At 26.9% G+C, this 15,675-nt stretch carries 11 protein-coding genes; 10 read left to right on the top strand and 1 reads right to left on the bottom strand.

The window, feature by feature from the left end:
• The first annotated feature begins 202 nt into the window (after window positions 1-202).
• From JNUCC81_RS15540 to JNUCC81_RS15530, 3 genes are all read left to right on the top strand, one after another.
• Entirely contained in the window at window positions 203-1,864 is a 1,662-nt protein-coding gene (locus tag JNUCC81_RS15540; RefSeq protein ID WP_454094296.1) for a ribonuclease J, read from the top strand.
• A 586-nt stretch (window positions 1,865-2,450) separates the two neighbouring features.
• Window positions 2,451-3,866 carry an MBOAT family O-acyltransferase gene (locus JNUCC81_RS15535; protein ID WP_454094295.1) on the top strand — a complete coding sequence of 472 codons (1,416 nt, stop codon included), beginning with the start codon at window positions 2,451-2,453 and terminating at the stop codon, window positions 3,864-3,866.
• 14 nt (window positions 3,867-3,880) lie between these two features.
• Window positions 3,881-5,077, top strand: a complete 1,197-nt coding sequence (locus JNUCC81_RS15530) for a DHHW family protein (protein WP_454094294.1) — start codon at window positions 3,881-3,883, stop codon at window positions 5,075-5,077.
• Between the two features lie 14 nt (window positions 5,078-5,091).
• Here the strand turns inward: JNUCC81_RS15530 and JNUCC81_RS15525 are convergent, their stop codons facing one another.
• Complete coding sequence (locus JNUCC81_RS15525) at window positions 5,092-5,847, bottom strand: SGNH/GDSL hydrolase family protein (RefSeq protein WP_454094293.1); 756 nt, start codon at window positions 5,845-5,847, stop codon at window positions 5,092-5,094.
• A gap of 538 nt (window positions 5,848-6,385) precedes the next feature.
• Between JNUCC81_RS15525 and JNUCC81_RS15520 the strand changes: the two genes are divergently transcribed.
• The 7 genes from JNUCC81_RS15520 (at window position 6,386) to JNUCC81_RS15490 (ending at window position 15,644) form a co-directional block, all read left to right on the top strand.
• Window positions 6,386-7,045, top strand: coding sequence for an ABC transporter ATP-binding protein (locus tag JNUCC81_RS15520; protein WP_454096411.1), 660 nt, complete (start codon window positions 6,386-6,388; stop codon window positions 7,043-7,045).
• Between the two features lie 2 nt (window positions 7,046-7,047).
• Window positions 7,048-10,296, top strand: coding sequence for an FtsX-like permease family protein (locus tag JNUCC81_RS15515; RefSeq protein ID WP_454094292.1), 3,249 nt, complete (start codon window positions 7,048-7,050; stop codon window positions 10,294-10,296).
• A gap of 110 nt (window positions 10,297-10,406) precedes the next feature.
• A complete protein-coding gene (locus JNUCC81_RS15510; RefSeq protein ID WP_208331965.1) occupies window positions 10,407-10,595 on the top strand; it encodes a hypothetical protein in 189 nt (62 codons plus the stop codon).
• A gap of 332 nt (window positions 10,596-10,927) precedes the next feature.
• On the top strand, window positions 10,928-12,436 hold the full coding sequence (locus JNUCC81_RS15505; RefSeq protein ID WP_454094291.1) for a DUF1846 domain-containing protein: 1,509 nt from the start codon (window positions 10,928-10,930) through the stop codon (window positions 12,434-12,436).
• Between the two features lie 284 nt (window positions 12,437-12,720).
• Window positions 12,721-13,818 carry a DNA polymerase IV gene (gene dinB / locus JNUCC81_RS15500; protein ID WP_454096410.1) on the top strand — a complete coding sequence of 366 codons (1,098 nt, stop codon included), beginning with the start codon at window positions 12,721-12,723 and terminating at the stop codon, window positions 13,816-13,818.
• Between the two features lie 189 nt (window positions 13,819-14,007).
• Window positions 14,008-14,883 (top strand): cation diffusion facilitator family transporter, encoded by an 876-nt coding sequence (locus tag JNUCC81_RS15495; RefSeq protein WP_454096409.1) that lies wholly within the window; start codon window positions 14,008-14,010, stop codon window positions 14,881-14,883.
• A gap of 86 nt (window positions 14,884-14,969) precedes the next feature.
• Window positions 14,970-15,644, top strand: coding sequence for a copper homeostasis protein CutC (locus JNUCC81_RS15490; protein ID WP_454094290.1), 675 nt, complete (start codon window positions 14,970-14,972; stop codon window positions 15,642-15,644).
• The last annotated feature ends 31 nt before the right edge of the window (window positions 15,645-15,675 follow it).

Below are 15,675 nucleotides of genomic sequence, written 5' to 3'. Positions count from 1 at the left end.
TATAGATTGCTCAATTAGAGTATCTATAGCTTTTTTTATATAAATTTCTCAAAAGATTATATTAAAAATGGAATTATTATACGTATTTAGAGAAAACTAATAATGACTAGTTAAAAATAAAATTGAAAACAAAGATATATTTAAATTTGAAATATGATAATAGTTTATATAAATTAAATAATTATAAAGGAGAAGTATTTATATGGAAAATAGTAAGCTAAGGATAATTCCTCTAGGAGGTCTTGGGGAAATAGGGAAAAATATTACGGCTATAGAATATGATGATGAAATTATAGTAATTGACTGTGGAATATCATTTCCAGATGAAGATATGTATGGAGTAGACTTAGTAATACCTGATGTAAAATATTTATTAGATAAAAAAGATAAAATAAAAGGATTGTTTTTAACACATGGACATGAAGATCATATAGGTGCAATTCCATATATTTTAAAGCAAATAAATATGCCTGTATATGGAACTAAGCTTACATTAGGCCTAGTAGAAAATAAATTAAAAGAACATAACATGATAGATATATGTGATTTAAAATCTGTAAAATCAGGAGAAAAAATTAAATTAGAAAACTTAAAAATTGAATTTATAAAAGTAACTCATAGTATTGCAGATGCATGCGCCTTAGCTATACATACTCCAATAGGTGTTATATTGCATACAGGAGATTTTAAGATAGATTATACACCAATAGATGGAAGAGTTACTGATTTAAGTAGAATGGCTACTTTAGGTAAAAAAGGAGTATTACTGTTAATGGCAGATAGTACTAATGTTGAAAGGAAAGGCCATTCGCTATCAGAAAAAACTATAGGTGAAGCTTTGACTAGATTATTCTCAAATGCAAAAGGTAGAGTTATAGTCGCTACTTTTGCATCAAATATTCATAGAATGCAACAAATTGCAAATGCCTCAGTTACACATAATAGAAAAGTAGCTTTTAGTGGAAGAAGTATGGAAAATATATCTCAAGTTGCTATAGATTTAGGATATCTTCATATACCACCAGAAAATATAATAAATATAGATGATATTAATAATTATCCACATGAAAATATAACTATAATAACAACAGGAAGTCAAGGAGAGCCTATGGCTGGACTTTCTAGAATAGCATATGGATCTCATAGAAAAATATTAATAGAAAAAGATGATTTATTTATTATATCAGCATCTCCAATACCTGGAAATGACAAATTAGTATCTAGAGTTATAAATCAATTATTTAGAAAAGGTGTAGAGGTTATATATGAGGATTTAGAAGAAATACATGTATCAGGACATGCTTATCAAGAAGAGTTAAAATTAATTCATACCATAGTTAAACCAAAATACTTTATGCCTGTTCATGGTGAGTATAGACATTTAAAACACCATAGTGATTTAGCTATAAAGCTAGGAATGAAGCCGTCAAATGTATTTACATTAGAAACAGGACAAGTACTTGAAATTTCAAAAGAAGGGGCAAATAAAGCTAAAAGAGTTCATACAGGTGTAGTATTTGTAGATGGTCTTGGAGTCGGAGATGTAGGAAATATTGTATTAAGAGATAGAAGAGATTTAGCAAGAGATGGTATGGTTACTATTGTTGTAGCTATAAATAGACATGATTATAGCATAGTATCTGGTCCAGATATAATAACTAGGGGTTTTATATATGCAAGGGAATCAGAAGATTTAATAAATAAAATAAAAGAAGTGGCTAAAAATGAAATAGAGGAATGTTTAGAAAAGCAAATTTTAGAGTGGCAAGTACTAAAAATTCATGTAAAAAAATCAGTAGAGCATCTTCTATATGATAAAACTAAAAGAAGACCAAGTGTGTTTACTATAATAATGGAAGTATAAATAAAAAATATTAGAACAAAAATAAGGTTATAGTTATAACTTAGAATAACAATTATAAATGAATGAGTATGAATTATATATAATAATGCGAATAGGAAGAATTGAAGTCAGATAATACAAAATAACAATATTTCTTTAAAATAGTTTACAAATTTATACACATTTAACCTTGATAATTGAGAGCAGCTTGGTATTTCAAATTCATACGCTACTTTAAGATGATTATTTTATTTTTTATTAAAACCTCTAAGGCTATCACATTCTGAAAGTTTTAAATTTTATGTATCGTAATAATTAGATTACTGCAATACTAAAAACTAATGTCTAGGTTTTTTAGGAGCATAAATTAATACAATTCAAATCATAGGGTAGAATTTATACAATTTTAAGGTAGATTTATGACAGTTGGGTCTATAAAATAATCAGTTGGGCCAAACGTATTGGTGAAAAAAATAAAGTATGTTATATTTTAGTGGGTATGAATATGTAAAGGTGAAATAAAAAATTGTAAAACTAAATGGATTAGTATATGTAAATTGAAAGGGGTGAGTATATCAATTTAATAAATTTAAATTGATATGACAATATGGTTTTTAGCAGTTTAGTATTTTTATTCTTGTTTTTACCGATAGTTTTTATATTTTATTATTTAGTTAATGATAGACTTAAAAACTTCGTGTTATTACTTGCAAGTCTGTTTTTTTATGCTTGGGGAGAACCAACGTATATATTCTTAATGCTTGGATCTATAGGAGTCAATTATATATTTGGGCTTAAAGTATCTTCAAGTGATAAGAAAAAAAATAAATTATGGTTAACACTATCTGTAATTTTTAATATTTCAATATTAGTTATATTTAAATATAGTAATTTTTTTGTAGATAATTTGAACACTTTACTTAATGTTAAGATAAGTATTCCGGTTATAAATCTACCTTTAGGTATATCTTTTTTCACCTTCCAGATTATAAGCTATATAATTGATGTGTACAGAAAAGATGGAAAAGTTCAAAGAAATATATTTGACTTAGCACTATATATAAGTTTATTCCCTCAACTTGTAGCGGGGCCTATTGTTAGGTATCAAACAGTAGCTGATCAGATAAGCAGTAGAAAGCACTCTATAAATAAATTTGCATCTGGCGTTGACAGATTCATAATAGGGCTTGGTAAAAAAGTGATATTCTCAAATCAATTAGGTCTAATATCTGATGGAATCTTTGCAGTACAGTCATCGAATTTATCTACACTTGAAGCTTGGTTAGGGATAATATGTTATACACTTCAAATATATTTTGATTTTAGCGGGTATAGTGATATGGCAATAGGTTTAGGCAAAATGTTTGGATTTGAGTTTCTTGAAAACTTTAATTATCCATATATATCTCAATCTGTATCTGAATTTTGGAGAAGATGGCATATATCCTTAGGTAGTTGGTTTAGAGATTATGTATATATTCCTTTGGGTGGAAATAGAGTTTGTCCAATTAAGCAATATAGAAATCTATTTATAGTATGGTCTTTAACCGGAATATGGCATGGAGCTAATTGGACATTTATGGCATGGGGACTATATTATGGAGTATTAATTGGGATAGAAAAAGCTTTTTTAGATAAGTTACTAAAAAAGCTACCACAGGTATTCAGACATATATACTTATTACTAATAGTAATGATTGGATGGGTATTTTTCAGAGCAGAAAATATGGTACAAGCATCTGAATTTATACAAATTTTATTTGGAATTGGTTCAAATCCAGTATATAATAATTCATTTGTTCGTTATATAAGTGATTCTGGATATATTGTATTTTTAAGTATAATATTTGCAACACCTGTTATACCTAAACTGAAATCGATATTGAGATCAAAAAATAAAAAACTAGTGGGAAGTAATCTTATATATGGACTTTACTCAACTTGTTTAATGTCATTAATGTTTGTGGTAGTTGTAATATTGATAAATTCTACATATAATCCATTTTTATATTTCAGATTCTAGGGGAGGGCGTTAAATTGAATAATAAAAAAGCAAAATGGATAGCACTTCCTTTTATAACTATAATAATGGGAACTTTCTTTATCTCTGTAATAATTAAAGATAAAGAATATAGTGCATCTGAAAATAGAACATTGGCTCAAATGCCAACTTTAAAAGATGTTAAATCAGGAGAATATACAGGTAAATTTGAAAACTATTTTTCTGATCAATTTCCATTTAGAGAAGAGTTATCAGAATTATACTCTAAGGCAGAAATACTTCTTGGTAAAGATAAAGTTAAAAATTATTACTTACTAGATGATAACTGGATAATGCCAACACCATCAAAAAAAATGTCTGAAAAAGAATTGAAAGATGCTGCAAATGAAATAAATGAATTATCTAAGATAGCAGTAAATTCAAATAAAAAAGTTTATTATGTTTCTATACCACACAAAGAAAGTATGTTAACACATTTATATCCTAAGTATACTGATGGATTAGAAAATGCTATTGATAATAAAAATAATTTTAAACGTTATTTAGATTTAGAAAATATAAATTGTATAGATGTAGATGAGCATTTCTTAAAAGAGTTTAATGAGTCTCAACGAGAAAATTTATATTTTAAAACAGATCATCATTGGAATGGAATAGGAGCTTACGAAGGTTTTAAATCTATCATTGAAGATATGAATATAGTAAATAATATTTCTTGGGATAACTATACTCAGACAATGTTTGATAAAGGATATTTTCTAGGAAGTTATAATAAAAATTTAAATAATTTAGTAAAAGAAGATGAAACTATTCCATACGTTCATCTAAAAAATAGACCTAATTATGAATATTATAAATTTGATGGAAAAACAGAAACTAAATGCAAGGAAGAAGATGTTATAGGTACTCGTAGAAATGAAGAAGAAATTTTATACGGTGGTACATATATGTTTGGTAATGCTTGTTCTATCTTAAAAATTAGAAATGAAGATGCTTTATCTGATAAAAAATTACTTATAATAAGAGATTCATATCAAGCTCCTACATCATGGTTATTTGCTGATATATTTTCAGAAGTACAACTAGTAGATCCTCGATATATTGAAAGTATTGATTTATCTATTGATAATATTATAAGAAATAGTGATGCTGATATGGTTATGTTTATGTATAATACAACAGACTTTAAATCGATGATAGATGTAATCAAAGAACAAAGAGAGAATATTTAATATTCTCTCTTTGTTTATATATCTAATAAAAATCTATACATTTTTTCTGATATCCGTTCATATCCAACCTCATTTGGATGAAGCCCATCTCTTGTAAATGTATTCATATTTTCTTTTGTTATACCACCTTCAGAATATAAATCTAAGACAGGAAGTGAATACATCTCGCCTAATGTTTTGATAACAGATACATAATCTATCAGTTTACTTCCGGCTTCATTGGTAAAGATAATATCATATCCATCATGAATTCTTTGAGGCGGAGTAATCAAAACTAAATCTATATAAGGATTTGATGATAAAATAGTCTCTATTAATAGTTGATATGCACCTGTAAATGTAGTTTTATCAAATCCATTACTTCCGCTTTCTTTGATTTTTCCTAGTTTTTTATTATATCTAAAGTCATTAGTTCCAATAAAAATTGTAGCCAAATCATATTCTTTATAATTAACTAATTTTCCAACTGTATATGTTGACTTATTTTGAGGTTGGTATGCCATTGTGTGTCCATTTTCACCAATATTATCAATTTTTGAAAATCCTAAGATATCCTTAAGTTTATGCTGATATCCATTAGCCTTTGTTATACTATCACCTAAAGTTATCCATGACTTACCTTTCCACTTGTTGAAATACATCTCATTTAAAGGTAATTTATTTTGAGTGTCACTAAATGCAGATGATATGTTATTTGAGCTAAATAAATTATATATTCCAATACATATTATTAACGCTGGTAATATTAAATAGATAAATTTCATTTTCATACGATAATCCTCCTATATGCTTTATTATATAGAAGTATAGATAAATTATTCATATAAAAGGATATGATATTTAATAGCAAAGGTTGATTTTAAAAAGTATTAATAGATGGTTATTTTTAACGGTTTAGTCATGAGTTTATTTTTTATTTATGTATAATAGCTTTGGGTTTTAAGGTATGATTAAAGAAATGATTGATAAAGGTATAAATAAAATAATATCTAATAATTTAATGATGTTCTATGTATATTTCTATAGTGTTTTCCAATACGTTTAAATAATGATAGTAGACTATTTAATATATGTATATACTATAAACTATAAAAATATTCAAATTGTCAAAATGTAAATAGTATATACTAATATATAGACCTATGTGAAGTTTTAATTATCTCCTTTAATGTTTTTCTAATAAAATAATTAGAAAAGAAATAGAATGATTTAGTTATGATATAATATACTAAATTAAATTTAAATAAGAATAGAGGGGAACAAGTGAGCAAATTTATCGAATTTAAAAATGTTAAGAAGATATATAAAATGGGAGAAGTTGAAATAAGCGCATTAAGTGGAGTAGACTTTTCTATAGATAAAGGTGAGTTTGTAGTAGTTGCAGGTGCTAGTGGTGCTGGTAAAAGTACAATATTAAATATTTTAGGTGGAATGGATAGTTCTAGTAGTGGAGAAGTAATAGTAGATAATAAAAAAATAAATAATTTTTCAAATAAAGATTTAATAACATATAGAAGATTTGATATAGGATTTGTTTTTCAATTTTATAATTTAGTTCAAAATTTAACTGCACGTGAAAATGTTGAACTAGCAACACAGATTTGCAAAGATCCACTTGATATAGATGAAATCATGAAAGCTGTTGGTCTAGAAAATAGAAAAGGAAATTTCCCAGCTCAATTGTCTGGAGGAGAGCAGCAAAGAGTAGCAATAGCAAGAGCTCTTGCTAAAAATCCAAAATTATTATTATGTGATGAACCAACAGGAGCATTAGACTATAATACAGGAAAATCAATCCTTAAATTATTACAAGATACTTGTAGAAAAATGGGTATGACAGTTATAATAATCACTCATAACTTAGCTTTAACTCCTATGGGTGATAAAGTAATAAAGGTTAAAAATGGTAAGATAGAAAACGTTACTATTAATGAAAATCCGGTTGAAGTAGAAAGGATTGAGTGGTAGTAATGAAAAGTATTTTAAATAAAGATATTATAATGGACATAAGAAAATCTAAAGGTAGATTTTTATCCATATTATTTATAGTAGCCTTGGGTGTCGCATTTTTTTCAGGGATAAAAGTTTCACCAATAGTTATGAAAAATACATCGGATAAATACTATGATGATTATAATCTTATGGATATAAAACTTATATCTACATTAGGGCTTACTGATGATGATATATCTGAAATAAAAAAGATTAAAGGGGTTAAAGGTATTTTTCCGACATACTCTATGGATGTTTTAACAGAGTATAAATCTAATCAACAAGTTTTAAAAGTGCACTCATTAGAATTGAATAATATGGAAAATAATAATGATGATTACATAAATAGAGTAAAACTTGTAGAAGGAAGATTGCCACAAAAATCTGGAGAATGTGTAATAGAAAGAAATAAAATAGAGAAATTAAAAATACCTTTAGGTACTAAAATAAAATTAAAATCAGGAACTGATAAAGACATTAGTGATAGCTTAAAAAATACAGAATATACAGTAGTTGGATATATTGAAACTCCTTACTATCTTTCTTATGAAAAAGGAAGTAGTAGTATAGGAAGTGGAGCAATAAATAAAATAGTAATGATTCCACAAGAAGACTTTAAAATAGAAGCATATACGGAGGCGTTTTTAACTGTAGATGGAGCTAAAGGAGAAGATTCTTACAGTGATAAGTATTTTGATAAGGTAAATGAAGTTACTGATAAATTAGATAACATATCAAAATCTAGAATAGATAAAAGATACAATGAAGTAATTGATGCAGCTAATGAAGAACTTCAAAATGGTAAAAAAGAATTTGAAGATAAAAGAGATGAAGTAAATAATGAATTAAAAAAAGCTGAAAGTGATATAAATACATATAGTAAACAAATAGAAAGTGGAGAGAATCAGTTAAAAAACAAAAAAAATGAGGTATCTCTTAAGATATCAAATGGAAATAAACAAATAAGTTTAGGAGAAAAAGAGATTAAAAATGGATACATCCAATATGAAAATCACTTAAACGAATTTAATGAAAATAAAAATTTAGCTCAGCAAGGTTTTATAGATGCACAAAATAAGTTAGAAGAATTAAACAAACAAATACATTACTTAAATAATGTAAATTCATCACTAGAGGAAAAACTAAATCAAGAAAATTTAAGTGAACAAGAAAAAAATAAATTAACTGAGGAATTAAATAAAAATAATTTAGTATTACAGACATTAAACAGCTCATATAAAAATGGAAAAAATGAATTAGAAAATAAAAAACAACAGTTTAAAGATATAGAAAATAAGCTTTCAAGTACTAAGGCTACATTAGATAGTAATAAAGAAAAATTATCTAAAGAAAAAGAAAATATTATTAATATGGAAGCTAAATCAAAATTAGAATTTGATAAAGCTGAAAATGAATTTAAAAAACAACAACAAAAAATAGAAAAATCAAAAGAAAAATTAAACGAATCTAAAATAAAAGCAAATGATGAATTGATAAAAGCTGAAAATAAGATAAAAGATTCAGAAGATGATATAAAGAAAATAGAAAAGCCACAGTGGTATATTCTAGATAGAAATAGTCATTATTCTTATGCAGAATATGCAGGATGTGCAAATAGTATAGATGCTCTAGCAAAGATATTTCCAGTATTTTTCTTTTCAGTTGCAGCATTAGTATGCTTAACTACTATGACTAGAATGGTAGATGAACAAAGAATAAATATAGGTACATTAAAGGGGCTTGGGTATACAACAGGTCAAATAGCTAAAAAATATATACTTTATGCATTGAGTGCAAGTCTTTTAGGGAGTATTTTAGGATTAATGATAGGATATACAGTATTTCCTATAATAGTATTTAATTCTTATGGAATAATGTATACATTACCACCTGTAGATTTAGTATTTGACGTAAGATTAGCAGTAGGTGTTACTTTAACAGCGATACTTATAACTACTATAGCAGCATACTCAGCATGTTTTAAAGAACTTAGGGAGACTCCGTCGGTTTTAATGAGACCAAGAGCACCTAAAAATGGAAAGAGAATAATGTTAGAAAGAATTCCATTTATATGGAATAAAATAGGTTTTATAGGTAAGGTGACTATAAGAAATATATTTAGATATAAAAAGCGATTTTTAATGACGGTACTTGGCATTTCAGGGTGTAGTGCTTTAATATTATCGGGACTTGGTATACAAGACTCTATACAAATGATAGTAGATGGTCAGTATGGAAGTATATTTAAATATGATATGAGTGTTAATTTGGATAATAATATAAAAAATAGTGAATTGATAAATGTAGAAAAATATATCAAAGAAGAAAATGATATATCAAACTATCAATTTATAAACAATCAAAATGGTAAAATATCTGTAGGCAAAAGTGAGAAATCTATAAATATAGTTATACCTAAAAATAGTAATGAATTTAAAAATTTTGTAGGGCTTAAAGATAGAAAATCACAAAAGAAAATAGAGTTAAATAATAAAGGGATAGTACTAAGTGAGAAAGCGGCTAGAGATTTAAATATAAAAGTAGGAGATAGTATAGATATTGTAAACAATAAAGATAAGAAGGCTAGAGTTAAAGTGATAGGCATAACTGAAAATTATATATCACATTATGCTTATATTTCAAAGGAATACTATAAAGAAGTATTTAAAAGAGATGTAGATTACAATAGAGTAATTGGTATTTTAAATAATGAATCAAAATCGGCTGAAGATAATATTTCTAAAAAACTTATAAGCCAATCTGGAGTAAATGGAGTAAGTTTTAATACAGGCCTTAAGGAAAATTTTGAAACTACAATAGAAAATTTAAACTATGTAGTTTTAATAATGACTATATCAGCAGGAGCGTTAGCATTTGTTGTTTTATACAATCTTACAAATGTAAATATTTCAGAGAGAATAAGAGAAATAGCAACTATAAAAGTTCTAGGATTTTATGATAATGAAGTTTCAGCATATATTTATAGAGAAAATATAATACTTACTGTAATAGGTACTATAACAGGATTAGGTATAGGAAAATTACTACACCAATTTATAATGGTAACTGTAGAAATAGAAAGTATGATGTTTGGTAGAATTATAGAAAGTAGTAGTTATTTAATAGCAATGATTCTTACAATCACATTAGGTTTAATAGTTAACCTAGCTATGTACTATAAACTAAAGAATGTAGAAATGGTAGAGTCCTTAAAATCTGTAGATTAAGACTATAAATCTTTGATATTTCAAAAAAGTAATGTCAAAAATCAAAAAACTCTCATAGTATAAATTAGGAGTAAAACTCCAAAGAATTAAATACAACAGGGGGTAGCAAAATGTTAGACAGATTATTTGGCGGATGTGATTGTGCAGGAGGAATATGGATAATAGTACTATTCTTCCTATTCTTAGTATTCCAAGATACATGGGCAGAATTTGATATATGTGATTGGATACCATTCTTAATATTATTATTAATAGTTTGTGGAATGGGTGGTATATTTGACGACGGTTGTGGTTGTTAATAATTAAAAAAGTAGACTGTCATTAGACAGTCTACTTTTTTACATATAAAGAAATTATATTTATGTATGATTCATAAATAAAAATTATGATTGATAAACTTTAGCAATAGACTTGGATTGTAGGCATCTGAATATATGAATATAGCTAATTTTTACTTAAAATCGTCTTGAAATATAGCTAGCTTAACTGTATAATATAGTCTTAAAGTGAAAAATAATTGAAAAAAATACCGCTAGAGTATTAAGTAAATTATAGGGATTTTTACTTTAAACCAATAAAATAAATATAAATATACGGCTAACAAAACAAAATAATTTAGTGAGGTGGAAATATGAAAATAGGATTTGATCACAAAAAGTATTTGGAGGAACAATCTAAGTACATATTAGAAAGAGTTAATAATTTTGACAAGTTATACCTAGAATTCGGTGGAAAATTAATAGGTGATTTACATGCTAAAAGAATTTTACCAGGATTTGATGAGAATGCAAAAATAAAAGTACTACAACACATGAAAGAAAAAGTTGAAGTTGTTATATGTGTTTATGCAGGAGATATAGAAAGAAATAAAATAAGAGGTGATTACGGAATAACTTATGATATGGAAGTTTTAAGATTAATAGATGATTTAAGATCTTATGAACTAGACGTAAATAGTGTAGCAATTACTAGATTTGAAGGACAACCTGCTACAACAGTATTTATAAATAAATTAGAGAGAAGGGGCATAAAAGTTTATAAACATGCTCCAACTAAAGGATATCCAAGTGATGTTGATACAATAGTAAGTGATGAAGGATATGGAGCTAACCCATATATAGAAACTACTAAACCAATAGTCGTAGTAACAGCTCCAGGACCAAATAGCGGAAAGCTTGGAACTTGTCTAAGTCAGTTATACCATGAAAATAAAAGAGGAAATAGTGTTGGGTACTCAAAGTTTGAAACTTTCCCAGTATGGAATTTACCACTTAAGCATCCAGTAAATATAGCTTATGAAGCAGCAACTGTTGATTTAAAAGATGTTAACATGATAGATTCATTCCATTTAGAAAAATATGGTGAAATGTCAGTAAACTATAACAGAGATTTAGAATTATTCCCAGTTCTTAAAAAAATAATAGAAAAAATAACAGGAAAAGAATCTATATTCCAATCACCAACAGATATGGGTGTTAATAGAGTAGGATTTGGTATAGTAGATGATGAAGTAGTTAAAGAAGCTTCTAGACAAGAAATAATAAGAAGATACTTTAAGACTGCTTGTGAATATAAAAAAGGTCAATTTGATAAAGGTGCTTTTGATACTATTCAATTAATAATGAGTGAAGTAGGATTAAAGCCAGAAGATAGAAGTGTAGTTAAGCCTGCTAGAGAATACAGTGCTAAGTTAAAAGAAACTGCTAGTAAAGATAATGCTTGTCCAGTAGTAGCGTTAGAATTAAATGATGGTACAATACTTACAGGTAAAGGCTCAAACTTAATGAATGCAAGTGCAGCAGTTATATTAAATGCTATAAAGCACTTAGCGAATATATCTGATGATATACATTTATTATCACCAGCTATTGTTGAACCAATTGTAAATTTAAAAACTAAAACATTAGCAAGTAGAACACCAGAGTTAAGTTGTGAAGAGGTTTTAACTACATTAAGTATATGTGCAGTTACAAATCCAACAGCTCATGCAGTTCTTGAAACATTACCTATGTTAAAAGGAGCACAAGCTCATTCAACAACTATATTAAGTAAGAATGATGAACAAACATTTAGAGAACTTGGAATAGATGTTACAAGTGATCCAGAATATCCATCAAGAAACCTTTATTACGCTAACTAATAAAAAATAGAAAATATAAGACCATATTACAACGGATGTAGTATGGTCTTTCTTATATAAAATTATATAATCTTAAAAATAAATATAAATATACGGTTAACAAGTACGTAAGATAACTTAGTTCCTTGGAATACCTATTTTAAAGGTTTTTTGAAAATTTTGCAAGTTATTTTTTTAAACTAGTAAAAAAATTCAATCATGTAGTTTAAGTGGTTCACCAACATGTGGCTAAAATGGCATATAAACCAGATATGTTGCTTAAAATATATAATAAGGTGATAATTATGGATGAGAATAGAAAGATAATACATATAGATATGGACGCATTTTATGCATCTGTTGAACAAAGAGATAATAAAGAGCTAAGAGGTAAGCCTGTAATAGTTGGAGGTAATCCTCAGAGTAGAGGTGTAGTAGCAACCTGTTCATATGAGGCGAGAAGTTATGGAATTCATTCAGCTATGCCAGCTAAAATAGCATACAAAAGATGTCCTTATGCTTATTTTGTAAGACCAAGATTTCATGTATATAAGCAAGTATCAGCTCAAATACGAGAAATATTTTATAGATATACGGATTTAGTAGAGCCACTTTCATTGGATGAAGCTTATTTAGATGTTACAAATAATAAGAAAAATATAAAATATGCAACAGAGGTTGCAAAGAGAATAAAAGAAGATATTTTAAAAGAAGTTGGATTAACATCTTCAGCAGGGGTTTCCTATAATAAATTTTTAGCTAAGTTAGCATCTGACTATAAAAAACCAAATGGATTAACAGTAATAACACATGAAAATAAACAAGAATTTCTTGATAATCTGCCTATAAATAAATTTTTTGGAGTAGGGAAAGTAACTGAAAAAACACTTAGACATCTAGGTATAAATACTGGATATGATTTAAGGAAACTAGATTTGAATCAATTAGAAAATATATTTAAAAATAGAGGTTATATATTTTATCAGTTTGCAAGAGGAGTTGATAATAGGCCAGTAGAGCCTCATAGAGAAAGAAAATCAGTAGGAGCAGAAACTACACTAGGAAGTAATCTAAGTATTGACGAAGAAGAAGTTGTAGATATATTAAGTGAAATATGTGAAGAAGTTTCACACAGGCTAGACTATTGTGATAAGCTTGGAAAAACCATAACTATAAAGATAAAGTATAGTGATTTTACTCAGATAACAAGAAGTTTAAGTTTAGAACACCCCATATCCAATCATGAAGATATTAGAACAAATGTATATAATTTGTTCAATAATGTAGAAGTTAATGATAAGCAAATAAGGCTTCTAGGAGTAACTGTTTCAAATTTAATTGATAAAAAAGATGAATGCACAAATATAACAATATTTGAATATATAGATAGTATAAAAAATTAATGTAAAAAATATAGTCACTTTTACTAAACAGGCAGTATTTATTATTTAGCCGGGCCTTTATGGCAGTGGAATTAAGTCCATGGGATAGTTTTAATTAAAAACTCTTCCATGGATTTTTTAGATAATATGCAAATGAAATCTATTATTATAGGAAAGTGGATATTATTTTTAGGAGGGAAACTTATGGTAATTAATAATTATAAAAAAGTAAAGCAAGTTCTATGGGTTATTTTATTTGCTAACTTTGCAGTATCTTTATTAAAAATTATTATAGGACTATCTATTAAAAGTACGAGTATGACAGCTGATGGTTTTCACTCATTCTCAGATGGTGCATCTAATATAGTTGGAATAATAGGAATAAGCATCGCATCAAAACCAAATGATAAACAACATCCATATGGACATAAAAAATTTGAAGTGATGGCAAGTTTGTTTATAGGGGCTATGCTTGTTACAATGGCAGGTAAAATTATTTTTGATGCAATTTCAAGATTTCAAAATGTAGTAAAACCATCTATAACAATAGAAAGTTTGCTAGTGTTAATTTTAACACTTTTAATAAATATATTTGTATGTACCTATGAAAATAGGATAGGTAAAAAACTAAATAGCTATATATTAATATCTGATTCATTGCATACAAGAAGTGATATATTAGTATCTGTGGGAGTCTTATTAACTTTGATAGGAGTTAAGCTAGGGTTACCAGCATGGATTGATCCATTGGCATCTTTAATAGTTTCAGGATTTATAATTTGCTCAGCATACGAAATATTTAAATCTTCAACAGGAGTGCTGGTGGACCAAGCGATATTAGAGGAAGATGATATAAGAAATGTTGTAGAGGAATTTAATGAAGTGAAAGAAGTTCATAACATAAGAAGTAGAGGAAGCGAAAATGACATTCATATAGATATGCACGTAATGATAGAGCCAGATATAAGCGTAGAGAAATCTCATATACTATCCCACGAAATAGAAGGTAAAATACAGGACAGAATAAATGAAAGTGCTCAAGTAATACTTCATATAGAACCTTTTTATAAAAAAAATAAAAATTAAACTATTTAGTATATAGATAATGGTAAAATACTTATAGATTAAATATAGTTTAGAAATGTACAAAAGAAAAAGTATTAGGAGGATGTATGCTAGAGATAATAGGGATGACAGTAGATGATGCTAAAATAATAGAATATTGTGGGGCAGATAGAATTGAACTTGTAAGTGCATTAACAGAAGGTGGAGTAACACCTAGTTTTGGACTTATAGAAGCGGTTGTAAATAGCGTAGATATACCTGTAAATGTTATGATAAGGCATCATGCAAATAGCTTTGTTTATAGTAATGAAGATATAAGTATAATGCTAAAGGATATTGAAATAGTTAAAAATATTGGTGCAAATGGAATTGTACTAGGTTTATTAGATAATTACAATAATATAGATGAACCTAATCTAAAATTTTTATTAAAAGAATGTGGTAATTTAGATGTAACTTTTCATAAGGCAATAGATGAAACTAATTGTATAAAAAGTATAGATATATTAAATAATTATAGTCAAATAACAAATATATTAACATCTGGAGGAAAAGGAAACATACTTGATAATATAGATATAATAAAAAAAATGATGTATAAATCAAATAATATAAATATACTTTTAGGTGGAGGATTAAACTTTAGCAATATTAATGAAATTAAAGAAAAAACTAATGCTAAAGATTACCACTTTGGTACAGCTATAAGAGTTGATAAAAATCCATTTGGAAAAATTGATGAAGTTAAGCTAAAAGAATTAGTAAAAATAATAAAAAATTAATATAGTATCTAAATAAGAGGCATGTTTATGC

The organism is Faecalimicrobium sp. JNUCC 81 (genome assembly GCF_053667625.1).
This window is presented reverse-complemented; position numbering and strand designations above follow the sequence as displayed.

Bases quoted from the DNA above. Each gene is read 5' to 3' on its own strand.
- JNUCC81_RS15540 (WP_454094296.1), top strand. From the start codon at position 203: ATGGAAAATAGTAAGCTAAGGATAATTCCTCTAGGAGGTCTTGGGGAA.
- JNUCC81_RS15535 (WP_454094295.1), top strand. From the start codon at position 2,451: ATGGTTTTTAGCAGTTTAGTATTTTTATTCTTGTTTTTACCGATAGTT.
- JNUCC81_RS15525 (WP_454094293.1), bottom strand. From the start codon at position 5,847: ATGAAAATGAAATTTATCTATTTAATATTACCAGCGTTAATAATATGT.
- JNUCC81_RS15520 (WP_454096411.1), top strand. From the start codon at position 6,386: ATGGGAGAAGTTGAAATAAGCGCATTAAGTGGAGTAGACTTTTCTATA.
- JNUCC81_RS15515 (WP_454094292.1), top strand. From the start codon at position 7,048: ATGAAAAGTATTTTAAATAAAGATATTATAATGGACATAAGAAAATCT.
- JNUCC81_RS15510 (WP_208331965.1), top strand. From the start codon at position 10,407: ATGTTAGACAGATTATTTGGCGGATGTGATTGTGCAGGAGGAATATGG.
- JNUCC81_RS15505 (WP_454094291.1), top strand. From the start codon at position 10,928: ATGAAAATAGGATTTGATCACAAAAAGTATTTGGAGGAACAATCTAAG.
- dinB (WP_454096410.1), top strand. From the start codon at position 12,721: ATGGATGAGAATAGAAAGATAATACATATAGATATGGACGCATTTTAT.
- JNUCC81_RS15490 (WP_454094290.1), top strand. From the start codon at position 14,970: ATGCTAGAGATAATAGGGATGACAGTAGATGATGCTAAAATAATAGAA.